Origin of the sequence: Streptomyces oryzae, assembly GCF_017676365.1 — a bacterium.
Lineage (GTDB): Bacteria > Actinomycetota > Actinomycetes > Streptomycetales > Streptomycetaceae > Streptomyces > Streptomyces oryzae.
This window is the reverse complement of record NZ_JADKMA010000007.1, coordinates 36,197-59,170: the sequence shown is the minus strand read 5'-3', so window position 1 is coordinate 59,170 and position 22,974 is coordinate 36,197. Positions and strand designations below refer to the sequence as shown.

The 22,974-nt window shown below is 70.6% G+C and carries 19 protein-coding genes and 4 tRNA genes; 10 read left to right on the top strand and 13 right to left on the bottom strand.

The window, feature by feature from the left end; genetic code table 11:
- The first annotated feature begins 47 nt into the window (after nucleotides 1-47).
- From ITI46_RS02660 to ITI46_RS02640, 5 genes are all read left to right on the top strand, one after another.
- A tRNA-Glu gene (locus ITI46_RS02660) sits at nucleotides 48-120 on the top strand.
- A 155-nt stretch (nucleotides 121-275) separates the two neighbouring features.
- On the top strand, nucleotides 276-899 hold the full coding sequence (locus ITI46_RS02655; protein WP_209237717.1) for a DUF2867 domain-containing protein: 624 nt from the start codon (nucleotides 276-278) through the stop codon (nucleotides 897-899).
- Between the two features lie 134 nt (nucleotides 900-1,033).
- Nucleotides 1,034-1,108: transfer RNA gene (locus ITI46_RS02650), tRNA-Asp, on the top strand.
- A gap of 62 nt (nucleotides 1,109-1,170) precedes the next feature.
- A tRNA-Phe gene (locus ITI46_RS02645) sits at nucleotides 1,171-1,244 on the top strand.
- A gap of 165 nt (nucleotides 1,245-1,409) precedes the next feature.
- Nucleotides 1,410-2,147: a hypothetical protein gene (locus ITI46_RS02640; RefSeq protein ID WP_209237716.1), complete on the top strand. Its 738-nt coding sequence runs from the start codon at nucleotides 1,410-1,412 to the stop codon at nucleotides 2,145-2,147.
- Nucleotides 2,148-2,168: 21 nt separating this feature from the next.
- Here the strand turns inward: ITI46_RS02640 and ITI46_RS02635 are convergent, their stop codons facing one another.
- From ITI46_RS02635 to ITI46_RS02615, 5 genes are read right to left on the bottom strand one after another with little or no spacing between them, the layout of a single operon-like run.
- Nucleotides 2,169-3,014 (bottom strand): cytochrome c biogenesis CcdA family protein, encoded by an 846-nt coding sequence (locus ITI46_RS02635; RefSeq protein ID WP_209237715.1) that lies wholly within the window; start codon nucleotides 3,012-3,014, stop codon nucleotides 2,169-2,171.
- 16 nt (nucleotides 3,015-3,030) lie between these two features.
- Nucleotides 3,031-3,870 (bottom strand): DsbA family protein, encoded by an 840-nt coding sequence (locus tag ITI46_RS02630; RefSeq protein ID WP_209237714.1) that lies wholly within the window; start codon nucleotides 3,868-3,870, stop codon nucleotides 3,031-3,033.
- A gap of 57 nt (nucleotides 3,871-3,927) precedes the next feature.
- Nucleotides 3,928-4,299, bottom strand: a complete 372-nt coding sequence (locus ITI46_RS02625) for a hypothetical protein (RefSeq protein WP_209237713.1) — start codon at nucleotides 4,297-4,299, stop codon at nucleotides 3,928-3,930.
- A gap of 36 nt (nucleotides 4,300-4,335) precedes the next feature.
- A complete protein-coding gene (locus ITI46_RS02620; protein WP_209237712.1) occupies nucleotides 4,336-6,420 on the bottom strand; it encodes a tetratricopeptide repeat protein in 2,085 nt (694 codons plus the stop codon).
- Entirely contained in the window at nucleotides 6,417-7,103 is a 687-nt protein-coding gene (locus ITI46_RS02615) for a SanA/YdcF family protein (protein ID WP_209237738.1), read from the bottom strand. The genes ITI46_RS02620 and ITI46_RS02615 overlap by 4 nt, the downstream gene beginning before the upstream one ends.
- Nucleotides 7,104-7,281: 178 nt before the next feature.
- Between ITI46_RS02615 and hrpA the strand changes: the two genes are divergently transcribed.
- The 3 genes from hrpA to ITI46_RS02600 all read left to right on the top strand — a co-directional run bounded on the left by hrpA (nucleotide 7,282) and on the right by ITI46_RS02600 (nucleotide 11,819).
- Nucleotides 7,282-11,340 carry an ATP-dependent RNA helicase HrpA gene (hrpA, locus tag ITI46_RS02610; RefSeq protein WP_209237711.1) on the top strand — a complete coding sequence of 1,353 codons (4,059 nt, stop codon included), beginning with the start codon at nucleotides 7,282-7,284 and terminating at the stop codon, nucleotides 11,338-11,340.
- Between the two features lie 65 nt (nucleotides 11,341-11,405).
- Nucleotides 11,406-11,480 (top strand) — tRNA-Asp (locus ITI46_RS02605).
- A gap of 168 nt (nucleotides 11,481-11,648) precedes the next feature.
- Nucleotides 11,649-11,819 carry a DUF6274 family protein gene (locus ITI46_RS02600; RefSeq protein ID WP_209237710.1) on the top strand — a complete coding sequence of 57 codons (171 nt, stop codon included), beginning with the start codon at nucleotides 11,649-11,651 and terminating at the stop codon, nucleotides 11,817-11,819.
- 385 nt (nucleotides 11,820-12,204) lie between these two features.
- Here ITI46_RS02600 and bldC read toward each other — a convergent pair whose 3' ends face one another.
- Nucleotides 12,205-12,411: a developmental transcriptional regulator BldC gene (gene bldC, locus ITI46_RS02595; RefSeq protein ID WP_003949541.1), complete on the bottom strand. Its 207-nt coding sequence runs from the start codon at nucleotides 12,409-12,411 to the stop codon at nucleotides 12,205-12,207.
- 511 nt (nucleotides 12,412-12,922) lie between these two features.
- Nucleotides 12,923-13,798 (bottom strand): DUF8083 family protein, encoded by an 876-nt coding sequence (locus ITI46_RS02590; protein ID WP_209237709.1) that lies wholly within the window; start codon nucleotides 13,796-13,798, stop codon nucleotides 12,923-12,925.
- Between the two features lie 201 nt (nucleotides 13,799-13,999).
- Here ITI46_RS02590 and ITI46_RS02585 point away from each other — a divergent pair, with 201 nt between their 5' ends.
- The gene (locus ITI46_RS02585; RefSeq protein ID WP_307808036.1) at nucleotides 14,000-15,112 is read left to right on the top strand and encodes a Leu/Phe/Val dehydrogenase; all 1,113 of its coding nucleotides are present in this window, start codon (nucleotides 14,000-14,002) and stop codon (nucleotides 15,110-15,112) included.
- A 273-nt stretch (nucleotides 15,113-15,385) separates the two neighbouring features.
- Nucleotides 15,386-15,646, top strand: coding sequence for a DUF3073 domain-containing protein (locus ITI46_RS02580; protein WP_209237708.1), 261 nt, complete (start codon nucleotides 15,386-15,388; stop codon nucleotides 15,644-15,646).
- A 192-nt stretch (nucleotides 15,647-15,838) separates the two neighbouring features.
- Here ITI46_RS02580 and purM read toward each other — a convergent pair whose 3' ends face one another.
- From purM to purS, 6 genes are all read right to left on the bottom strand, one after another.
- Complete coding sequence (gene purM / locus ITI46_RS02575) at nucleotides 15,839-16,909, bottom strand: phosphoribosylformylglycinamidine cyclo-ligase (RefSeq protein ID WP_209237707.1); 1,071 nt, start codon at nucleotides 16,907-16,909, stop codon at nucleotides 15,839-15,841.
- 111 nt (nucleotides 16,910-17,020) lie between these two features.
- The gene (gene purF, locus ITI46_RS02570) at nucleotides 17,021-18,571 is read right to left on the bottom strand and encodes an amidophosphoribosyltransferase (protein ID WP_209237706.1); all 1,551 of its coding nucleotides are present in this window, start codon (nucleotides 18,569-18,571) and stop codon (nucleotides 17,021-17,023) included.
- Between the two features lie 54 nt (nucleotides 18,572-18,625).
- Nucleotides 18,626-19,468 (bottom strand): maleylpyruvate isomerase family mycothiol-dependent enzyme, encoded by an 843-nt coding sequence (locus ITI46_RS02565; RefSeq protein WP_209237705.1) that lies wholly within the window; start codon nucleotides 19,466-19,468, stop codon nucleotides 18,626-18,628.
- Nucleotides 19,469-19,594: 126 nt separating this feature from the next.
- Entirely contained in the window at nucleotides 19,595-21,898 is a 2,304-nt protein-coding gene (purL, locus tag ITI46_RS02560) for a phosphoribosylformylglycinamidine synthase subunit PurL (protein ID WP_209237704.1), read from the bottom strand.
- Entirely contained in the window at nucleotides 21,895-22,578 is a 684-nt protein-coding gene (gene purQ / locus ITI46_RS02555; RefSeq protein WP_209237703.1) for a phosphoribosylformylglycinamidine synthase subunit PurQ, read from the bottom strand. The genes purL and purQ overlap by 4 nt, the downstream gene beginning before the upstream one ends.
- Nucleotides 22,575-22,883 (bottom strand): phosphoribosylformylglycinamidine synthase subunit PurS, encoded by a 309-nt coding sequence (gene purS, locus ITI46_RS02550; protein ID WP_209237702.1) that lies wholly within the window; start codon nucleotides 22,881-22,883, stop codon nucleotides 22,575-22,577. The genes purQ and purS overlap by 4 nt, the downstream gene beginning before the upstream one ends.
- Nucleotides 22,884-22,974: the final 91 nt, after the last annotated feature.

Below are 22,974 nucleotides of genomic sequence, written 5' to 3'. Positions count from 1 at the left end.
TGCCGGAGCCTGCTGAAGCACTGTTCAGGCGCTCGGTCGGCCGTTTCGCCCTCATCGTCTAGCGGCCCAGGACGCCGCCCTTTCAAGGCGGTAGCACGGGTTCGAATCCCGTTGGGGGCACCGTAACAACGCCCTGTCACCTGCGGAAACGTGGGTAGCAGGGCCTTTTTTGTGCCCGGAGACAGTCCTCGCTCCTTGTGGCCGAATCTGTATACGCCCCCGTACATGTGGGCTAACCTGGATCTATACGGAGCCGTATAGAGAAGAGGCCGACCGTGAGACTTCCCCGTACCGCGCACACCTCCCACCCCTGGCGGATCCACGAGATCGCTCCCGACTTCAAGGTCGAGGACGTCTGGCGGGTACCGACCCCCGGCGGACCGGACGACTTCCCCCACCTTGTCGACCAGATGGCCAACGGCTCCGGGGCGCACAGCTCCACCCCCGTCTCCCGCGCCCTGTTCGCGGTCCGCTGGAAGCTCGGCGAGCTCCTGGGCTGGGACCGCCCCGACACGGGCCTCGGCGCCCGCGTCCCGACCCTGCGGGACCGGCTTCCCGCAGACCTCCTCGAGGCACCGCGGGGTCCCGACGTCAAGGGCGTCCCGATCCCGTTCCTCTCCGTCTACCGGACCGACGACGAATGGGTCGCCGAGATGGCCAACCGGACGGTGCACGGAGTGATGCACATCGGCTGGGTCCAGGACACCAGGGCCCCGGGCGGCTACCGCGGCCAGATGGCTGTGCTGGTCAAGCCGAACGGGCCCTTCGGCACCCTCTACATGGCGGGCATCAAGCCGTTCCGGTACGTGGGGATCTACCAGCAGATGCTCCTGGCCCTCGGCCGCGAGTGGCGGGCCACGGCCGCCGAACGGAGCGCGGCCGGCACCTCCTGCCGGTAACGGTTCGGGGCGCCCCACGGGGTCTGTTACTCTTTTCCGGCGACGTCACCCCTGCTGGGAAGCCCCGCAAGACCCACGAAAGTGGTTGGGAGCACGCGTCGCACTGTGCGAGACTGGAGCTCGCACAAACGCTTGGTCCTGTGGAGCAGTTTGGAGTGCTCGCCACCCTGTCAAGGTGGAGGCCGCGGGTTCAAATCCCGTCAGGACCGCTGCCATCAAGTCGCTTCGCCCTCTTGATGGCCGTGTGGACCGGGGCTCCACCCCCGGACCCGGCTGGGTAGCTCAGTTGGTACGAGCGTCCGCCTGAAAAGCGGAAGGTCGCCGGTTCGACCCCGGCCCCAGCCACAGTCGCCCTGAGCAGGGCAGAAGGCCCCGAGAAGATCACTTCTCGGGGCCTTTGTGGATTGGCGACCACGCATGTCCCGGCCCACCATGGAAGCAGGAGGCCGCGGGAAGCCGTCCGGAGGACGGGCCGTCAGCCTGCGGCCGCGCCGGTGCGAGGAGCAGGTGGTGGGTGATCGAGAGGCGCCCAGGGACGTGGCCGAGGCGGTGGAGCGCGCCACGGGCCTGCCCGCAGGCGAGCGCGAGCGGTTCAGCGGTTATGGGGTGATCGGCCTGCCGTTCGCCTCCGGTCACGTGCTGGGCATGCGGCGTTTCCCGCTCTCCTCGGTCGGACCGGGGTACACCTCCGTCTGGCACCGGGCACCGGACGGAAGCTGGGAGTTCTGGTCCACCGCGACGCCCGGTCTCAGCTGTGCCCGCTACGCCGGAGCCGTCTCGGCCGAGTCCCGCCGCAGTGACCTGCGGATCGACTGGCCGCAGCCGGACCGCCTCCGCATCACCTCCGAAGACCCCGACCTGGACTGGGAAATGGTGGTCGGCGCGACCCGCCTCAGCAGCGCCCTCACAGCGGTGGCCCGGCGGCTTCCGCGCCGATTCCTGGATCGCGGCGCCGTGCTCTCGCTCCTCGGCCCCGCGGCGGGAACCCTGCTGCACACCGGGCCACTCGCCCTCACCGGGCGCATGCCGAACGGGCAGACTTTCCGTCTCGTGCCGGAGTACGTCTGGCCCCTGACCGATGGCCGTGCCCGGTTGCGCGGTGCCGACCTCGGCCCGCCCGGCCCGCTGCCTCGGCAAGCGGCGCTCGGCGGCTTCCGCATCCCGCAGCGCGGACTGCTCGCCGCGGGAAGCGTGTCCTTCGACGCGCTCGACCCGGCGCGTCACTCGACGCGGACCGTGCGCGCCTGACGCTACGTATCCGGCCTGACGCTACGTATCCGGGCGCCCCCTGCGGCTCCCTCGTACCGCCCGTACTGCCCGTACCGCCGGCACCGCACCCGCCACCAGCACCAGCCCCGCCACCAGGGCGCCGTCCGGTACCGCGTCGCCCGCGCGCCGGGCCCAGCTCTCCGCGGCGAAGGCGCCGTCCACATCCGTCAGCCCGGGCAGCCCGGCCGCCCCGTCGAAGGCGAGGAAGAGGGTGCCCAGCAGCACGAAGAACAGCCCCGACAGCAGCGAGGTGGAGTGCAGCCGCAGCCGGCCGCCGAGCCGCAGCTCCCGCCCCCGCAGCCAGCGCCGCCGGCCCAGCTCGAACCGCTCCCACAGCAGCGCGAGCACGAACAGCGGTACGGCCATGCCCAGCGCGTACACCGCCAGCAGCACCCCGCCGTACACCGGGTTGCCGTGCACGGCGGCGACCGTCAGCACACTGCCGAGAATGGGGCCCGCACAGAAACCGGCCAGCCCGTAGACCGCGCCCAGCGCATAGACGGACAGCACCGTCGTGGGGCGGATCCGGCCCGAGACCTCCGCCAGCCGGCGCGGCGCGAAGCCGAGGCCCACGATCTGGGCCAGCCCGAGCGCGATGATCAGCCAGCCGCCCGCCGAGACCAGCAGCTCGCGGTGCCCGTAGAACAGCCGTCCGGCGAAGGAACCGGCCGCGCCCAGCGGGACCAGCGTCGTGGCCAGACCGAGGTAGAAGATCCCGGTACGGGCGACCAGCCGTCCTGCCGAGTCGATCGAGTACGCGAAGAACGCGGGCAGCAGCAGGGCGCTGCACGGGCTGAGCAGGGCGAGGAGGCCGCCGAGGAAGGCGGCCAGATATCCGACGTCCATCCCTCGTCAGTCCCCGTCAGCCCTCGTCGCCGGACCGGCCGGGCTTGTCGGTCTTCTTGGCCGCTGTCGCCGCGCGTTCGATGGCGTCGGTGAAGACCTCGTCCGGCTGGGCACCTGAGATCGGCTGTCCGTTGACGAGGAAGGCCGGGGTGGCGGCGGCGCCCAGCCCGTACGCCTCGTTGCGGTCCTTGTCGAGCAGCTTCCTGGCGGCCTTGCCCGCCCGGTCGCGGTCGAAGCGGTCGAGGTCCTTCACGCCCGCCTGCTCGGCGAGTTCGTGCAGGTGGCCGGTGGTGAAGGAGCTCTTCTCGTTGCCCTTGTCGGCGTAGACGGCCTTGTAGAACTGCCAGAACCGGCCCTGCTGTCCCGCCGCGTAGCTCGCCAGCGCGGCGCGTTCGGAACCCTTGCCGAAGACGGGGTAGTTGCGCCACTCGATGCGCAGCAGGCCCTTCTCGACGTACTTCTCGACCAGCTTCGGCTCGGTGTCCCGCGCGAACTTGCCGCAGAACGAGCAGCCGAAGTCGGCGTACTCGATCATCACGACGGGCGCGTCCTTGTCGCCCCGCGCGAACGGGTCGTCGGCGCTGCGCCGCGCGAGCTTCAGCAGCGCGGGGTCGCCGGCTGCGGTGTCGTCGGAGCGGCCCTCGACGGTGGCGTTGCCGTTGGCGTCGCGGGAGTCGGCGCCGTTCCCGCCGACGGCGTACTGCGACAGCCAGCCCGCGAGCAGCGCGGCGACGGCGACGAGCGCGCCGATGACGATTCCCTTGTTCTTGCTCTGATTCTTGCTCTTGTTGCTCTTGTTGCTCTGGTTCTGGTTCTGGTTCTGGTTCTGCTTCTTGCTCTGCCCGTTCGACGGCATGCGAAAGTCTCCTGTACTGCGTGTACGGCGAATGCGGAATGCGGCGAACCGGGGCCGCTATACGCGCAGTACGGAGAGTTCGACAGGAGTGGGGGGCGGTATCGGCGCGGGACCGCGCACGGGCGGGCGTGCGTGCGCCGCGCCGATCACGCTGTGCGACTGCGGGGTCAGACAGGCCGGGAGCGCGAGAGGCAGCAGTTGCTGCTGGCCGGCGGCGGGCGCCGCCGGAAGCGCGCCGCCGCCGTCCTTCGACTTGTGGCAGTGGGAGGGCCCCGCATCGGCGGCGGGCGCGGAGGCGGAGACGGTGGTTGTGCCGGAGGCGGCCGCTCCGCCCGTCAGGTGGACGGCTCCGCACAGGGCGAGCAGCAGCGCCACGAGGACGGCGAGGGCTTGCCGTTCGCCTCGTGTCGTCCGCTCGCCACCGTGCATGCCGCCACCCTAACGGGGCGCGGCCGGCCGGCCCGTTCAGCCCAGTACGCGCCGAAGGACGCCCGCCACCTCCTCCGCCGTCAGCAGCGGTCCGGTCTGCTCGTCCTTCGGGGTGTACGCCTGCTCGATGTGGTCCCGCGCCGCGTCCAGGTCACCGCGCTGCTCCGCGATGCGGGCCAGCAGATACCGCGCGGTGCGGTGCTTGGGCGAGTCCTCCAGTACGGGCGCGAGCAGCGCCTCGGCCTCCGCGTACGCCTCCTGCGTCGCGACGTCGTTCACCAGCGCCTCCGCCAGCTCCATCGAGGGGTCGAAGAGCGAGGTGAGCATGAAGCCGCTGTAGCCGAGCCGCACGATGTGGTGCACGTCGCGCGCGGTGCGCAGCCACTCCACCGCCTCCTCGGCCCTGCCCTGTCCGCGCAGCGCCCGCCCCAGCCAGTACGCGGCCTCGTGCAGCGGGTCCTTCTCCTCGCGGCCCGTCCAGGCGAGCCGCAGCAGCCCCTCCGCCTCCGCGTACCGCTTCCACCGCACGAGCTGCATACCGGCGCGCCAGCCGTACCAGACCCGTCCGCCCTTCGCGGCACGGGTCCACCAGCGGACGGCCTCTTCCATGTCGCCGTAGTCGTCACCGACCCGGTTGCCGACCCAGCTGGCGGCGTCGGCGCGCCCGAACCTGGCCGCCTTGCGCAGCCACGGCTCCGCCTTGACCGGCTCGTCCAGCCGTACGTACAGCGCGCCCAGTCCCTCGATCGCGTCCAGGTCGCCCGCCTTGGCCGCGGGCAGGTAGAGGGGGACGACCGCCTTCTCGTGGGCGCCGCACTCCTCGTGCAGCATGCGGCCGAGCGCGTACGAGGCGGCGGGGGCCTGCGGGTTGTCGGGGTCGGCGGCGGCGCGCTTGTAGTGCCGTACGGCCTCCGGGAAGCGGCACAGCCGCTGCATCAGGCGGCCGAGCTCCAGATCGGCGGCCGGGTCGCCGGACTCGGCGGCCTCGTGGAGCTCGGCCAGCCGGGGCTCCTCCTCGTCGCCGAGCGCGGGCGGCGTGCTCTGCTCGGCCTCCTCCAGGTCCTCCAGGCAGTCGGCGGCGTCCTCGTAGAAGTCGTCGTCTCCCTCGGTGCCCTCGTCGGCGGCCTCCAGCCAGCGGCGGGCCTCGGCCAGCCGCCACTGGTCGCGGTAGTAGGAGCCGAGCCGCCGCTGCTGGACGCGGTCGCCTGCCTCGGCGCCGGGCAGCAGCGACGCCTCGTACTTCTCCAGCTCGCCGTACTGGAGGTGTACGGCGCTGAGGGTGCGGGCCAGCAGCCGGGAGTCCGGATACCGGCGCAGCCCGTCCTCCAGCACCCGGCAGGCGTCCTCGTACCGGTCGAGGTTGTAGTGGAGGAGCGCGTGCCAGTGGTCCGTGCGCGGGTCGCCGAGCGCCTGCGCCTTCTCGTACACCCTCTCCGCGTCCGGGAGGAAGGACGGGTAGGAGGTGAACCACTCGGGCTCCGTGTGCAGTTCGGAGAAGGGCTCCAGCTCCAGGAACTCCTCCATCTGCTCGTCGAGGTCCTCGGAGCGTTCCTCGGGCGGCAGCGCACGTAGTGCGGCGAGCTCGGCGATCCGGTCCTCGTAGCGATCGAGCCGGGCGCCCAGGTCGATCAGCCGGTCCTCTATGTGGTCGGCGACGTGGTCGTACGGCGCCGCCTCGTCCAGCTCCGACCTGGCCTCTTCCGTACGGCCCTGGCGCAGCAGGAGGAGGGCGCCGTTGGTGCGGCACTTGACGCTGCCGAGCTCCGCGCCCTTCGCGTACCACTCGGCGGCGCCCTCGGGGTCGTCCAGCCGCTCCAGCAGCAGCTCCGCGAGCCCGAACGCGCAGTCGCCGTCCCGCTCGGCCGCGGTGCGGTACCAGTAGTCGGCGACCGTGTACTGGCCGCGGTCCTTCGCGGTGACCGCCCGCAGCCGCGCGGCCCGCGCGTCGCCGCCCCTGGCCGCCTCCTCCAGCCACGGAACGGCGTCGTCCACGCGCCCTCTGCCGACCAGGTACTCGCCGTACGCCTGCTTGTCCGCCGCGTCGCCCTCCTCGGCGGCGCTGCGGTACTTGCGCTCCTCGGCCGAGAGCTCGCCGCCGGTGCTGGTCCCCGTTGATGTCATGGCTGTCTGTCGCTTTCTCGCGGTTTCTTCGAGTGGTGGCTGCCGTGGTCGCCCTCGCTGCCGCTGTGCTGCGCGGACTCGGCGAGGGCGCGCCGTACGCCGGGTTCGCGGGGGCCGAGGAAGTGCGGGTCGGGGGTGAGGGCCGCGTCGTACGCCGCCTTCACCGCGCCCGGCAGCTCGCGCAGCCCGCCCGCGTACCAGGTCGCGTCCCGCGGCTCGCGCACGGGGACGCCGTAGGAGTCGACGCCGGCGGCCCGGCACAGTGCGGCGGCGCGGCGCAGGTGGTAGTCCTGGCTGACCAGCAGCGCCCGGTGCACTCCGAAGACGCGGGCCGCGCGTGCGCACGAGTCCCAGGTGTCGAAGCCCGCGTAGTCGGCGACGATGCGGGAGGAGGGGACGCCGCGGTCGGTGAGGTAGTCGCGCATGGCGCCGGGTTCGTCGTAGTCGCGGCGGCTGTTGTCGCCCGAGACCAGCAGGACGCGGACCTTGCCGGCGCGGTAGAGCCGGGCCGCGGTGTCGAGGCGGTGCGCGAGATAGGGGGAGGGCTCGCCGTCCCACAGGCCGGCGCCGAAAACGAGAGCCACCGGGGCGCTGGGCGCGTCCGCGACGCCCTCACGGATGCGGCCGTCGGTGCTCAGCCGCATCCAGGTCGCGGGGAGCAGCGCCAGCACGCAGGCGAGCATGGTGCCCTGCACCCACCGCCTGCGGCGTGCCGTCACACTGCCTTTCACCCCGGCCCCGTCTCCCCCGCCTGTCCCGTCCGTCCCACCCGGTTTCATTGCGTACAGCGACGCGGAAGCCGCGCCACCGGTTGCAAACCGTTCGCCACCGGCTCCCCGCGGGTGCGATCCTTGGCGTGGTATGTCGACTTCCACCCAGACCCCCGCCCCCTCTCCCCAGGAACTGACAGCGCGCATCCCGCACCTCATGCTCGGCGACCAGCACCGGCTGGCCCGCCGTCTCGCGGGGGCGCGGAAAATCCGCAAGTCCGAGGCCCGCGCGGCCGTCCTCGCGGAGATCTCGGCTGCGATGGACGCCTCCGAGCTGCGCGTGGCCGCCCGCCGTGCGGCGGTTCCGCGGATCACGTATCCCGAGCAGCTGCCCGTCAGCCAGAAGAAGGACGCGATCCTCGAGGCCGTCCGCGATCACCAGGTGGTGATCGTCGCGGGCGAGACCGGTTCCGGCAAGACGACGCAGATCCCGAAAATCTGCATGGAGCTCGGCCGCGGCATTCAGGGTGTGATCGGTCACACCCAGCCGCGCCGGATCGCGGCGCGTACGGTCGCCGAGCGGGTGGCGGAGGAGCTGGGCTCGCAGCTGGGCGAGGCGGTCGGCTGGAAGGTGCGCTTCACCGACCAGGTGAGGGACGACACGCTGGTCAAGCTGATGACCGACGGCATCCTGCTGGCCGAGATCCAGCAGGACCGTGAGCTGCGCCAGTACGACACGATCATCATCGACGAGGCGCACGAGCGGTCCCTCAACATCGACTTCCTGCTCGGCTATCTCGCACAGCTGCTGCCCAGGCGGCCCGACCTCAAGGTGATCATCACCTCGGCGACGATCGACCCGGAGCGGTTCTCCCGGCACTTCGGCGACGCACCGATCGTGGAGGTCAGCGGCCGTACGTATCCGGTCGAGGTCCGCTACCGGCCGCTGCTGGACGAGGACGAGGAGGGCTCCGCGGCGCCCGACCGGGACCAGATCACCGCGATCTGCGACGCCGTGGACGAGCTGCACGCCGAAGGGCCCGGCGACATCCTGGTGTTCCTCTCCGGTGAGCGGGAGATCCGGGACACGGCGGACGCGCTGGAGAAGAAGTTCACCCGCGAAGGCAAAGGCCCGCGCCCCGGCAGCCCCGTCGAAGTGCTGCCCCTCTACGCACGCCTGTCCAACGCCGAGCAGCACCGCGTCTTCCAGCCGCATCCGGGCCGCCGCATCGTGCTGGCCACCAACGTGGCGGAGACGTCGCTGACCGTCCCCGGCATCAAGTACGTCATCGATCCGGGCACGGCCCGCATCTCGCGCTACAGCCACCGCACGAAGGTGCAGCGGCTGCCGATCGAGCGGATCAGCCAGGCGAGCGCCAACCAGCGCAAGGGCCGCTCGGGGCGTACGTCGGACGGCATCTGCATCCGGCTGTATTCGGAGGAGGACTTCCTCACCCGGCCGGAGTTCACCGACCCGGAGATCCTGCGCACCAACCTGGCCTCCGTCATTCTCCAGATGACGGCAGCCGACCTGGGGGAGATCGAGAAGTTCCCGTTCATCGACCCGCCGGACCACCGCAGCATCAAGGCGGGCGTGCAGCTGCTGGAGGAGCTGGGCGCGCTCGACAAGCAGCAGGGGCAGAAGCGGAAGCTGACCCAGCTGGGCCGCCGCCTCGCCCAGCTGCCCGTCGACCCGCGGCTGGCCCGGATGGTGCTGGAGGCCGACAAGCACGGCTGCGCACACGAGGTGATGGTGATCGCGGCGGCGCTCTCCATCCAGGACCCGCGCGAGCGCCCCTCGGACAAGCAGCAGCAGGCCGACCAGCAGCACGCCCGCTTCAAGGAGGAGACCAGCGACTTCCTGGCGTTCCTCAACCTGTGGCGGTATGTACGCGAGCAGCAGCGGGAGCTGTCCTCGTCCGCCTTCCGCCGGATGTGCAAGGCGGAGTTCCTCAACTATCTGCGGATACGCGAGTGGCAGGACATCTACTCCCAGCTGCGCCAGGTCGCCAGGACGATGAAGATCCGGCTGAGCGAGGACCAGGCCCAGGAGCCGTCGCCGGACGCGATCCATCAGGCGCTGCTTGCGGGGCTGCTGTCCCATATCGGCCTCAAGGACACCGAGAAGAACGAGTATCTGGGCGCCCGCAGCGCGAAGTTCGCGGTCTTCCCGGGCTCGGCGCTGTTCAAGAAGCCCCCGCGCTGGCTGATGTCAGCCGAGCTGGTCGAGACCTCCCGGCTGTGGGCCCGGGTGAACGCGAAGATCGAGCCGGAGTGGATCGAGCCGCTGGCCGGCCATCTGGTCAAACGGACGTACAGCGAGCCGCACTGGGAGCAGAAGCAGGCGGCGGTGCTGGCCTACGAGCGGGTGACGCTGTACGGCGTGCCCGTCGTCGCGCAGCGGAAGGTCAACTACGGCCGCATCGACCCGGAGACCTCCCGCGACCTGTTCATCCGCAACGCGCTGGTCGAGGGCGACTGGCGCACCCACCACCAGTTCTTCCAGGACAACCGCAAGCTGCTGGACGAGGTCGAGGAGCTGGAGCACCGCGCCCGGCGCCGCGGCATCCTGGTGGACGACGAGACGCTGTACGACTTCTACGACCAGCGCGTACCCGAACACGTCGTCTCCGGGGCGCACTTCGACTCCTGGTGGAAGAAGAAGCGCCGCGAAGAGCCCGACCTGCTCAACTTCGAGAAGTCGATGCTCATCAGCGACCGCGCCGAGGAGATCTCCGCCGCCGACTACCCGGACGTGTGGCGGCAGGGCGGCCTCGCCCTCCCGGTGACGTACCAGTTCGAGCCGGGCACGGACGCGGACGGCGTGACGGTGCACGTACCGCTCCAGGTGCTCAACCAGGTCACGGGCGAGGGCTTCGACTGGCAGATCCCGGGCCTGCGCGAGGACCTGGTCACCGAGCTGATCCGGTCCCTCCCCAAGGCGGTCCGGCGGCACTACGTCCCCGCGCCGAACTACGCCAAGGAGTTCCTGCGCCGGGCGCAGCAGCACCAGCCTGGCGCGGGCGCGCCGGACGAGCCGCTGACGTACACGCTGGCCCGCGAGCTGAAGCGGATGGTCGGCGTCCCGGTGGCGGCCCAGGACTTCGACTGGGCGAAGGTCCCCGACCACTTGAAGATCACCTTCCGGGTGACCGACGAGCGCCGCCGCAAGCTCGCCGAGAGCAAGGACATCGAGGCGCTCCAGATACAGCTCAAGTCGCAGACGCAGACGGCGATCTCCAAGGCGTTCGACTCCTCGGCGCGCGCAGTCCGCAACAAGGCCCGCAAGGCCGCCACGGACGCCTCAGCGGCCACGGAAACCGCCTCCGCGCCCGCCCTCCAGCGCACAGGGCTCACCAGCTGGACGATCGGCTCGCTCCCCCGCACGTTCGAGACCAGACGCGCGGGCCAGCCGGTGCGGGCCTACCCGGCGCTGGTGGACGAGGGCGACTCGGTGGCCGTACGGCTCTACGACACCGAGGCCGAGCAGCGCACCGCCATGTGGCGCGGCACCCGGCGCCTCATCCTGCTCAACGTCCCCTCGGATCCCGCGAAGTTCGCCCAGTCGAAGCTGAACAACCAGCAGAAGCTGGCCCTATCCCGCTCCCCGCACGGCAGCGTGCAGGCCCTCTTCGAGGACTGCGTCGCGGCCACCGTCGACCAGCTGGTGGCCGCACGCGGCGGCCCCGCCTGGGACGAGGAGTCCTTCCGCAAGCTGTTCGACGCCGTACGCGCCGACCTGGTGGACGCCACCTTGCGTACGGTGCGCCAGGTGCAGGAGGTACTGGCCGCCTGGCACTCGTGCGAGAGCCGGCTGCGGACGACGACCAGCCCGGTGCTGGCCGACTCCGTTGCGGACGTACGGCAGCAGCTCGCCGGCCTGATCAAGCCTGGGTTCGTCACCGAGCACGGGGCCGGACGGCTGTCGGACCTGATGCGCTATCTCGTCGCCGCCGACCGGCGCCTCCAGCAGCTCCCGCACAACGTGGAGCGTGACCGGACCCGGATGGCCAAGGTCCATGAGATGCGGGACGAGTATCTGTGGCTGCTGGAACAGTTTCCTCCGGGCCGGCCGGTGCCACAGGCCGCGCGGGACATCCGGTGGATGCTGGAGGAGCTGCGGGTCAGCTACTTCGCCCACGCGCTGGGCACCGCGTACCCCGTCTCCGACAAGCGGATCGTGAAGGCGGTGGACGCCGCCGCACCGTGAGGGTTCTGTCGCTGAGAGTGAGTTCGCTCCGGACGCCTGACCTGCTGTAGAGTTCCATCTCGCGAGGTCCTGTGGAGCAGTTTGGAGTGCTCGCCACCCTGTCAAGGTGGAGGCCGCGGGTTCAAATCCCGTCAGGACCGCAGAGATCGAGAGGCCCGCGAGTTCGACTCGCGGGCCCTCTTTTTTGCGGGGCCCGGCAACCAATGGTTGCCGGGCCCTTTTCGTGCGGGCACCATCCAGCCAATAGCCCCTCCCGTGTTGACGACCCGGGGACGATGGGTAGTCCTGGCCCGGGGAGGAGGTGGCTCATGGGGAGGGACCCCATCGATGCGGGGCGGCGGGAGGCGAGGGCGCTGCTGCGCAGCCACTTCGCGGCAAGTGGGCGTCGGCACCATGCGACCCGGCACTGCCCGCTCTGCCACCGCCTGCTCCGCCTCGCGATGGCGGCTCCGCGCGCGGCCGGCCGGAAGCACAAGTGAGGGGCGGCGCCGAGCTGTTGGCGCATTACCCCAAAAGCGCGGACCACCGCAAGGTTTCCCAAGTGTGACGGGAGTCACCCAACCGACTCGTACCAGCGGGGAACCTGAGGCCCCCTCAGAAGCCCTCAATTTAATATGTGCAATTGCACTACACGACGGGGCGGACCCACACACTCCGCCATCAACCGCCGGCGCGCCACCACGCTCCCGCGAAACCGGTGGGCACAAAAAGATCGCGCTGGACCCGGCGGAGTCCAGCGCGATCAACGGACAAGCACTGTTGGGGCAGCGACCTGGCCGTGTGGTGCGCAGTGGGCGGATCGGTGGGGTGGGGGCCCCGGAAACGCCCCTGTGTGGTGCTGTTGCGCCTGCTCAGGAACCCTGATCAGGCTTCGCTGCGCTGCTGCGGAATGCCCGCGAGCAGTGCGCGAACCTCCGCCTCGCGGTAGCGGCGGTGTCCTCCGAGCGTGCGGATGGACGTGAGCTTGCCCGCCTTTGCCCAGCGCGTGACCGTCTTGGGGTCCACACGGAACATCGTGGCAACCTCAGCCGGGGTCAACAGCGGCTCGGCATCAGGGGTGCGAGCGGTCATGAGCGGCCTCCTCGGGAGAACCGAACCATCACGGTTCTTTCCTCTAAATTCTGCACCTTGACCCGCGTTGCCCGATATGGCGGACGCGAGCCGAGTCGGTTATAGGACGAACGGCTTGTCCTCGGCACTACAACTACACCATCTGTCCAGCCACGTCGGCCAAACCGATGGAATTGCCCTCTCAGGTGTTCAACCTCGGCGGAAGCCGATGGACCGTCCTATAGCGGACAGTCATCCCCCTGTAACGATCAGTCACAACGGGAGCAAGGGTCATCAGACCCACCAAGGAGCGCAATACCGATCTATCCGCCCATAGTTGGACGGAAGGAGCCCCGTGCGGACTCCTTGTCCTATTTTGACACGAGGGGTAGCTCTGAGAGCAAGACCCGTTTAAGTGCAATCCATCACGCTTGAGGCAAACACCCGGTTCGGGACGTAGGTCCTACTCCCTCCCCTCCAGTCGGCGGGGCCTCGCGCGACAGCCGTCCCCCGCTGGTCGGCGGGGTGGGCCTCAGCTCGCGTACTGGAGCCGGCGGACCGCTCTCCAGCGCGCTGTCAGCCGCTCGTACGCCGCACCGGCACGCTCACCGTCGCCCGCGCGGAGGGCCTGCAGACCCTCCGCCACATCGGCGGCGGAGTGGTCGCCCGCCAGCTGCTCCTCGGGGATGGCGTGAGCCAGCCCGCCGTAGTCCAGCTCGACCAGGGAGCGCGGGTGGAATTCCTCCAGCCAGCGGCCCACATCGATCAGGCTCTCGACGAGCGGCCCCTCTTCCAGCTCCTCGCGGAGCACCTTCAGGCCGCGAGCGAGGCGGCGCCTCGCCTGGACCATTGGCGTGCGATAGCGGAAAACGAACTGCTGTCCGCTCTCCTGACCCGATTCCGGCTTCGCAAACTCCCTTTCTTCGTCCTCGAAGAGAACGAACCAGCGCACGGGCACATGCCACAGCGCCGTACGGATCCAGGGCCTGGCGTCCGGGTTGAGCTCGCGCCAGCGCTCGTAGTCGGCCGCCGCCTGGCGCCGTACGACGGGCGGCAGCGCGGCGTCCAGCACCGGCTGGGGCAGGGCGAGTTCGCGGTCGTCGGCGGCCTGGGTGAGCGCGGTGAGCGCCTGCCAGCTGCGCAGCCGGGTGCGCCAGGGGCAGACGCACGTCACACCGTCCACCTCCGTCACGAACGCCTCGGCGCTCTCCCGGACCGGTACGACCACCGGCGGCACCGGCACCAAGTCGGCCAGGGCGCGGCGGATTTCGTCCTGCGCGGTGGGGAAGCGCTGCTGCTTCGCATATGCGATCCAGTGCGAGCGCTCCGGCTCGGGGAAGGCCGCCAGCGGTTCGTAGACCCGCAGGTACGCCGCGTACGGGACGACGACCGACGCTTTCTCAGCCACGCATTGCCTCCAAGCCTGAACCACCTGCGGACCGGTCTCATGAGCGAGCCTGGAAGACAGTTGACTACCCCGATCGTGGGACCGCAACGTGCCCGTGACGCGCAGGTCGTACGCTGCTCCACGACCGGCCCTCGCGGGCTTCGACTGCCACAAGCGGCGTGTCCGCCGAGGGCTACGACGCGATTCCAGGAGTCACCAACCGTGATCGAGGTATCTGTTCCCGACGGCGTCCCCGCTGGGGACCCGGTCATCAGCACCCTCTTCCGCTCCGAGCAGGGCGGACACGAGCAGGTCGTGCTCTGCCAGGACCGGCCCAGCGGCCTGAAGGCCGTCATCGCGCTGCACTCCACCGCGCTCGGCCCCGCGCTGGGCGGCACCCGCTTCCACGCGTACCCGGGCTCGGCCGACCCCGAGCAGGCCGCGGTCCTCGACGCGCTCAACCTCGCGCGCGGGATGTCGTACAAGAACGCGCTGGCCGGGCTCGACCACGGCGGCGGCAAGGCCGTGATCATCGGAGACCCCGAGCAGATCAAGACCGAAGCCCTGCTGCGCGCCTACGGGCGGTTCGTCGCCTCCCTCGGTGGCCGGTACGTGACGGCCTGCGACGTCGGCACCTACGTGCAGGACATGGACGTCGTGGCGCAGGAGTGCCGCTGGACGACCGGCCGCTCGCCGGAGAACGGCGGCGCGGGCGACTCCTCGGTGCTGACCGCCTTCGGCGTCTTCCAGGGCATGCGGGCCGCCGCACAGCGGCTCTGGGGCGCTCCCACGCTGCGCGGCCGGCTGGTGGGGATCGCGGGCGTCGGGAAGGTCGGCAAGCACCTGGTCTCGCATCTGCTGGAGGACGGGGCGCGGGTCGTGGTCACGGATGTGCGCGAGGCGTCCGTACGCGCCGTGCTGGAGGCCCACCCGGGCGCCCCGCTGGCGGCCGTGGCCGACACGGAGGCGCTGATCAGGACCGAGGGCCTCGACCTGTACGCGCCGTGCGCGCTCGGTGGCGCGCTGAACGACGAGACGGTGCCGGTGCTGACCGCCAAGGCCGTCTGCGGCGCCGCCAACAACCAGCTCGCGCACCCCGGCGTGGAGAAGGACCTGGCCGAGCGCGGCATCCTCTACGCGCCCGACTACGTGGTGAACGCGGGCGGCGTGATCCAGGTCGCGGACGAGCTCCACGGCTTCGACTTCGCACGTGCGAAAGCAAAGGCGGAGAAGATCCACGACACCACCATGGCGATCTTCGAGCGCGCCGACGCGGACGGGGTGCCCCCGGTGGCCGCCGCCGACCGGCTCGCTGAGCAGCGCATGGGCCGGTGAGTGTGACGCGTGAGACCACCGTGACAGTGGTCTCACCACCCCACGGCGGGTCCCTCAGCTACAGGAAGGTAAAATCGCCACTGACCAGCACGAGAAGGGTCAACGGGCGCGTCGGACGGCGGCCGTGTCGTGCGGGCGACGTACCGTACGGCGGCGGAAGCAGGTACCGTTGAAGCCCTGAGTACCGGTCTCTCGGTCGAGAGGCCGCTCTGAACCATGAACGCGTGTCAAGACTCTGGGGCCGTCGAGCCCCGTCGTTGAGGGGGTCGAGCCATGGGGCGCGGCCGGGCCAAGGCCAAGCAGACGAAGGTCGCCCGCCAGCTGAAGTACAACACTGGCGGGACGGACCTATCGCGCCTGGCCGAGGAGCTGGGCGCATCGACATCGAACGAGTCGCCGAACGGCGAGCGCTTCGAGGACGATGAGCAGGACGACCCGTACGCACGGTACGCGGATCTGTACAACGACGAGGAGGACGACGACGCGGGCGCGCCCGGGTCGTCCGAACCCCAGTCGAAGCGCCGCGGCGCCTGACGTTCGCCCGTACTGACCCGGTCCGGCAACCGCCGGGCCGGGTTCTGGCGCGCGCGCCGGACCTGCGGTGCGGTACGGCGGGCCTGCGGTGTGGCAGCAGCACAGCGGCGGCAGCCGCGCGGCCACCTCGCGCTGGGCAGCCGTGCGGCGCGCGGGGCGGCCGCTATCGGCCGGGCGTCCGCCGTCAGATGCTCAGCGGGCATAGTCACCCGTGAGGGTGACCGCCTCCGTGCGGTCCCCGCGCTCGGTGATCTCGCCTGCCACCCAGGAGTCCACACCCCGCTCGGCGAGGGTCGCCAGCGCGGCGTCGGCCGACTCCTGCGGTACGACGGCGACCATGCCGACGCCCATGTTCAGCGTCTTCTCCAGCTCGGCCCGCGCCACATCGCCCGCGCTGCCGACCACCTCGAACACCGCGCCGGGCCGCCAGGTCGAGCGGTCCACCGTGGCGTGCAGTCCGTCGGGGATGACCCGGGCGAGATTGCCGGCCAGTCCGCCACCGGTGATGTGCGAGAAGGCGTGCACCTCGGTGGTGCGGGTCAGCTCCAGGCAGTCCAGCGAGTAGATCTTCGTGGGCTCCAGCAGCTCCTCGCCCAGCGTGCGGCCGAACTCCGGGACGTGCCGGTCCAGGGCCCAGCCCGCGCGGTCGAAGACCACGTGCCGCACCAGCGAGTACCCGTTCGAGTGAAGACCGGACGCCGCCATCGCGACCACCACATCGCCCGTACGGATGCGATCGGGGCCCAGCAGTGCATCGGCCTCCACGACGCCGGTGCCCGCGCCCGCCACGTCGTACTCGTCCGGCCCCAGCAGCCCCGGGTGCTCGGCCGTCTCGCCGCCCACCAGCGAGCAGCCCGCCAGGACGCAGCCCTCGGCGATGCCCTTGACGAGGTGCGCCACGCGCTCGGGGACGACCTTGCCGACGCAGATGTAGTCCGTCATGAACAGCGGCTCGGCGCCGCAGACGACCAGGTCGTCCACGACCATCGCCACCAGGTCGTGACCGATCGTGTCGTGCACGTCCATGCGCTGTGCGACGGCGACCTTGGTGCCCACGCCGTCGGTCGCCGAGGCGAGCAGAGGGCGGGTGTAGCCCTTGAGGCGGGACGCGTCGAACAGGCCCGCGAAGCCGCCGAGGGCGCCGATGGACTCCGGGCGCCGGGTCTTGGCGACCCACTCCTTCATGAGCGTCACGGCCCGGTCGCCGGCCTCGATGTCGACGCCGGCGGCGGCATAGCTGACGCCTTCGCTGCTGTTGGTCATGGGTACGTCGTCTCTCGTGTCTGCGGGAGGGAGAGGGCGCTCCGCACGTCCCCGTGGCGGCGAGGCCGTAGGGAGCGGGCGCGCCCCTCCACGAGCGCGGGCGGGCGGAGGCTACGGGCGCTTCAGTGCGTCGGCGGCACCGACGCCGGAGGCCAGCGTGTTGACGCCGTCGACGTCGGACTCCGCCTCGGCTTCGAGCAGGTGCTTGCCCAGCAACTCGGGGTCGGGCAGCTCCATCGGGTACTCCCCGTCGAAGCAGGCGCGGCACAGCTGGTTCTTGGGGATCGTCGTCGACTCGATCATGCCGTCGATGGAGATGTAGGCCAGCGAGTCGGCCCCCAGCGACTTGCCGATCTCGTCGGTCGAAAGACCGTTGGCGATCAGTTCGGCGCGGGTGGCGAAGTCGATGCCGAAGAAGCACGGCCACTTGATCGGCGGTGAGGAGATCCGTACGTGGACCTCCTTCGCGCCCGCCTCGCGCAGCATCCGCACCAGGGCGCGCTGCGTGTTGCCGCGGACGATCGAGTCGTCCACCACGACCAGCCGCTTGCCGCGGATGACTTCCTTGAGCGGGTTGAGCTTGAGCCGGATGCCGAGCTGGCGGATGGTCTGCGAGGGCTGGATGAAGGTCCGGCCCACATAGCTGTTCTTGACCAGGCCCGAGCCGTAGGGGATGCCGCTGGCCTCGGCGTAGCCGATCGCCGCCGGGGTGCCGGACTCGGGCGTCGCGATCACCAGATCGGCGTCGGCCGGGGCCTCGGCCGCCAGCTTGCGGCCCATCTCCACCCGGGAGAGGTAGACGTTGCGGCCCGCGATGTCGGTGTCGGGGCGCGCGAGGTAGACGTACTCGAAGACGCAGCCCTTCGGCTTTGCTTCGGCGAACCGCTGGCTGCGCAGTCCGTCCTCGTCGATGGCGACGAGCTCGCCCGGCTCGATCTCCCGGATGAAGCTGGCGCCGACGATGTCCAGCGCCGAGGTCTCGCTGGCCACGACCCAGCCGCGCTCCAGCCGGCCGAGGACCAGCGGCCTGATGCCCTGCGGGTCCCGGGCGGCGTACAGCGTGTCCTCGTCCATGAAGACCATCGAGAACGCGCCCTTGACCTGGGGCAGCACCTGGGGCGCCGCCTCCTCGACGGTGAGCGGCTTGCCGTCCTCGTCGGTCTGGCCCGCGAGCAGCGCGGTGACCAGGTCGGTGTCGTTGGTGGCCGCCACCTGGGTGGCACGGCCGCCGGGGGCGTCGGCCTGCTGGGCGACCAGCTCCGCGAGCTGCGCGGTGTTGACCAGGTTGCCGTTGTGGCCCAGGGCGATGGAGCCGTGGGCGGTGGCGCGGAAGGTGGGCTGGGCGTTCTCCCAGACCGAGGCGCCGGTTGTCGAATAGCGCGCGTGACCCACCGCGATGTGGCCGCGCAGGGAACCGAGGGAGGTTTCGTCGAAGACCTGTGAGACCAGGCCCATGTCCTTGAAGACCAGGATCTGGGAGCCGTTGCTCACCGCGATGCCCGCGGACTCCTGACCGCGGTGTTGCAGGGCGTACAGGCCGAAATACGTGAGCTTCGCGACCTCTTCCCCCGGCGCCCAGACACCGAAGACGCCGCATGCGTCCTGGGGGCCTTTCTCACCGGGGAGGAGGTCGTGGCTGAGCTTTCCGTCACCACGTGGCACGCCTTCGAGTCTACGGCCAGCAACCCGCTCAGCCGAACCGGGGACCTGTGACCTTCAGCCCAGTACCGGCAGCACCCGGGACAGATCGGCGCGGGCGCCACTGGCGGTGAGCTGCGGCGTACCCAGCGCTTCGGCCCAGGTGGTGCGGCCGGTGGCGAGCCGGATCCAGGTCAGCGGGTCGGTCTCCACCACGTTCGGCGGGGTGCCGCGGGTGTGCCTGGGGCCCTCGATCGCCTGGACGACGGCGAACGGCGGGATCCGCACCTCCACGGAGGCGCCCGGGGCCTTGGCGGCCAGCGCGTCGGCCAGCAGCCGGACGGTGGCGGCCGTCGCCTGCCGGTCCAGCGCCACCCGCACACCCGTGGCCCGCGCCAGGTCGTCGCTGTGCACCACCAGCTCGACCAGCCGGGTCACGGTGAAGTCGAGCATCCGCATCGTGCCGAAGCCGTGCGGGATCAGCAGGTCCTCGCGTACGGCCGACTCGATGACCGGCTCCAGGTCGGCGACGGCCTGGTCGATACGGGCCGCGCCGTCGGGCGACGACTGAGCGTCCTTGCGGGTGTCCGCGTCCAGCTTCTCGGCGACGGTCGCGGTCGAGACGGCCCAGCGGGAGAGGGTGACCTGCGGCGCCTTGGTGGTCACCTCCGTCTCCGGGCGGGCCAGGAAGCGGGGGACCGCGTCGATCTGCCCGGCGATGTGCACCAGCAGGTGGTGCACGTCCCATCCTGGCAGCCCGGACGGGAGCGTCTGCTGCTCGGGCGTGAGGCGGTGCGCGGCGTCCGCCACGGCCTCGACCTGGTTGATGAGCGCGGTGCGGATCCGGTTGGGGTCGTACGTACGCCGGTCTCTTCCAGAGGAGTTTCCAGAGCGAGAGGTGGTGCGTCGAGCGGGCGGCATACGCGTGAGATTAACCGCCGGGTGCCCATTTGCGGGAGAAGGCCCCTGCCCCGCACTTCTTTCGGGGACAGGGGCCTTCGCCAGGCGGCCGGGGCCCGGCAGCTCAGCCGGCGAGGTCCGGCACGCTCAGCCGAACAGCTCCGGGATCGTGGCCTCGTGGTGGCGGCGCAGCTCCTCCAGTGGCAGCGAGAACTGACCCTGGATCTCCAGCGCTTCCCCGTCCACGACACCGATCCGCGCCGCGGGCATCCCGCGCGCCGCGCACATGTCGGTGAACCGCACCTCCTCGCTCCGCGGGATGGCGACCAGCGCCCGGCCCTGCGACTCCGAGAAGAGGAAGACGAAGGGGTCGAGGCCGTCGGGCACCACGATCCGGGCGCCCTTGCCGCCCTTGAGGCAGGACTCCGCGAGGGCCTGCAGCACGCCTCCGTCGGAGATGTCGTGCGCCGCGTCTGCCATGCCGTCCCGCGAGGCGGCGATCAGGATCTCGGCGAGCAGCCGCTCCCGCTCCAGGTCCACCCTGGGCGGCCGGCCGCCCAGGTGGCCGTGTGCGACCTGGGACCACGCGGAGCCGCCGAACTCCTCCTCCGTGTCGCCGAGGAGGTAGACCAGGTGGCCCTCGTCGCGGAACGCCATCGGGGTGCGGCGGGCGACATCGTCGATCACACCGAGCACACCGACCACCGGTGTCGGGTGGATGGCGGCCTCGCCGGTCTGGTTGTACAGCGAGACGTTTCCGCCGGTCACCGGGGTGCCCAGCTCCTTGCAGGCGTCGGCGAGACCGCGGCACGCCTCGGCGAACTGCCACATGGCCGCCGGGTCCTCGGGGGAGCCGAAGTTGAGGCAGTCGGTGACGGCCAGGGGGCGCGCGCCGGTCGCGGCGACGTTGCGGTACGACTCCGCGAGCGCCAGCCGCGCTCCCTCGTACGGGTCGAGCTTGGCGTAGCGCCCGTTGCCGTCGGTGGAGACGGCGACGCCCAGCCCGCTCTCCGCGTCGATGCGGATCATGCCGCTGTCCTCGGGCTGCGCCAGCACGGTGTCGCCGAGCACGTAGCGGTCGTACTGGTCGGTGATCCAGGACTTGGCTGCCTGGTTCGGCGAGGAGACCAGCGCGAGCGCCGCGGCCCGCAGCTCCTCGCCGTTCGCCGGGCGGGGCAGCTTGGCCGGGTCGTCGGCCTGCAGCGCGTCCTGCCAGTCGGGGCGGGCGTAGGGGCGCTCGTAGACGGGGCCCTCGTGCGCGACGGTACGGGGGTCGACGTCCACGATCTTCTCGCCGTGCCAGAAGATCTCCAGCCGGTCGCCGTCGGTGACCTCACCGACGACGGTCGCGGTGACCTCCCACTTCTCGCAGATCTCCAGGAAGCGGTCGACCTTGTCCGGCTCGACCACCGCGCACATCCGTTCCTGAGACTCGGACATCAGGATCTCCTCGGGGGAGAGCGAGGAGTCGCGCAGCGGCACGGTGTCCAGTTCGACCTGCATACCGCCCGAGCCGTTGGAGGCCAGCTCACTGGTGGCGCAGGACAGCCCGGCGGCGCCCAGGTCCTGGATGCCGACCACGAGATCGGCGTGGAACGCCTCCAGGGTGCACTCGATGAGCAGCTTCTCCTGGAAGGGGTCGCCGACCTGCACGGCGGGGCGCTTCGACGGCTTCTCGTCGTCGAAGGTTTCCGAGGCCAGGATGGAGGCGCCGCCGATGCCGTCGCCGCCGGTCCTGGCGCCGTAGAGGACGACCTTGTTGCCGGTGCCCGCGGCCTTCGCCAGGTGGATGTCCTCGTGCTTCATCACACCCACGCAGAGCGCGTTGACCAGGGGATTTCCCTGGTAACAGGCATCGAAGACGACCTCGCCGCCGATGTTGGGCAGCCCCAGGCAGTTGCCGTATCCGCCGATCCCCGCGACAACACCGGGCAGCACCCGCTTGGTGTCGGGGTGGTCGGCGGCGCCGAAGCGCAGCGGGTCCATGACGGCGACCGGGCGGGCGCCCATCGCGATGATGTCGCGGACGATGCCGCCGATACCGGTCGCGGCGCCCTGGTACGGCTCGACGTACGAGGGGTGGTTGTGCGACTCGACCTTGAAGGTGACGGCGTAGCCCTGGCCGACATCCACCACGCCGGCCTGCTCACCGATACCGACCAGCATCGCCTCGGCGCCGGGCCCCTCGGTCGGTGCCTTCTCGCCGAACTGCCGCAGATGCACCTTGCTGCTCTTGTAGGAGCAGTGCTCGGACCACATCACCGAGTACATGGCCAGCTCGGCGCCGGTGGGCCGGCGGCCGAGGATCTCCCGGATGCGGGCGTACTCGTCCTCCTTGAGGCCGAGCTCCTTCCAGGGGAGTTCCGTCTCCGGCGTCTGCTCGGCGTGCTTGACGGTGTCGAGGGTGTGGCTGTGGCTGTGGGGCTGCGAACTGTGGCTCTGGGGACTCATGAGGCGACCAGCTTCTTCAGGGCCGAGGTGAAGAAACCGAGCCCGTCGGTCGTCGGCCCGGTCAGGGCCTCGACAGCGTGCTCGGGATGCGGCATGAGGCCGACCACGTTCCCGGCCTCGTTGGTGATTCCGGCGATGTCGCGGCGCGAACCGTTGGGGTTGCCGTCGAGGTAGCGGAAGACCACGCGGCCCTCCCCCTCCAGCTCGTCCAGGGTGCGCTCGTCGGCGACGTAACCGCCCTCGCCGTTCTTGAGCGGAACGACGATCTCCTGGCCGCGCTCGTAGTCCGACGTCCAGGCAGTGGTGTCGTTCTCGACGCGGAGCCGCTGGTCGCGGCAGATGAAGTGCAGATGATCGTTGCGCGTCAGCGCACCGGGGAGGAGATGGGTTTCGCACAGGACCTGGAAACCGTTGCAGATGCCGAGCACCGGCATTCCGGCCTTCGCCTGTTCGACAACCGGCTCCATGATGGGCGAGAACCGGGCAATTGCGCCGCACCGCAGATAGTCGCCGTACGAGAATCCGCCCGGCAGCACGACCGCGTCGACCTGCTGCTTGCGCAGATCCTTGTCGCGGTGCCAGAGCGCCACAGCTTCTCCGCCCGCGATACGGATGGCGCGCCGTGCGTCGCTGTCGTCGAGAGAACCGGGAAATGTGACGACGCCGATACGGGTGGTCACGCCACTGCTCCTTCGGATGCGGCGTGCGGACCCGCCTCGACGGGACGTTCACTCCCGTCCGCGTCCTGGACGCGCACGGTGAAGTTTTCGATCACGGTGTTGGCGAGAAACGTCTCGGCGAGTTCGTGTATGCGGGCGAGGGCGTCCCCGTCGACGGGGCCCTCCACTTCGAGTTCGAAGCGCTTGCCCTGGCGGACATCGGAGATGCCCTCGAAACCCAGGCGGGGCAGTGCACGCTGCACCGCCTGTCCCTGGGGGTCGAGGATCTCCGGCTTCAGCATGACGTCGACGACGACGCGAGCCACAGGTACTCCTAGTGCTTAGCGGGGCGCTGCGCTGGCCAGCGTACCCGGCATGAGAATCTACGCGCGTTGATATACGCGTCGGGTTCTGAGC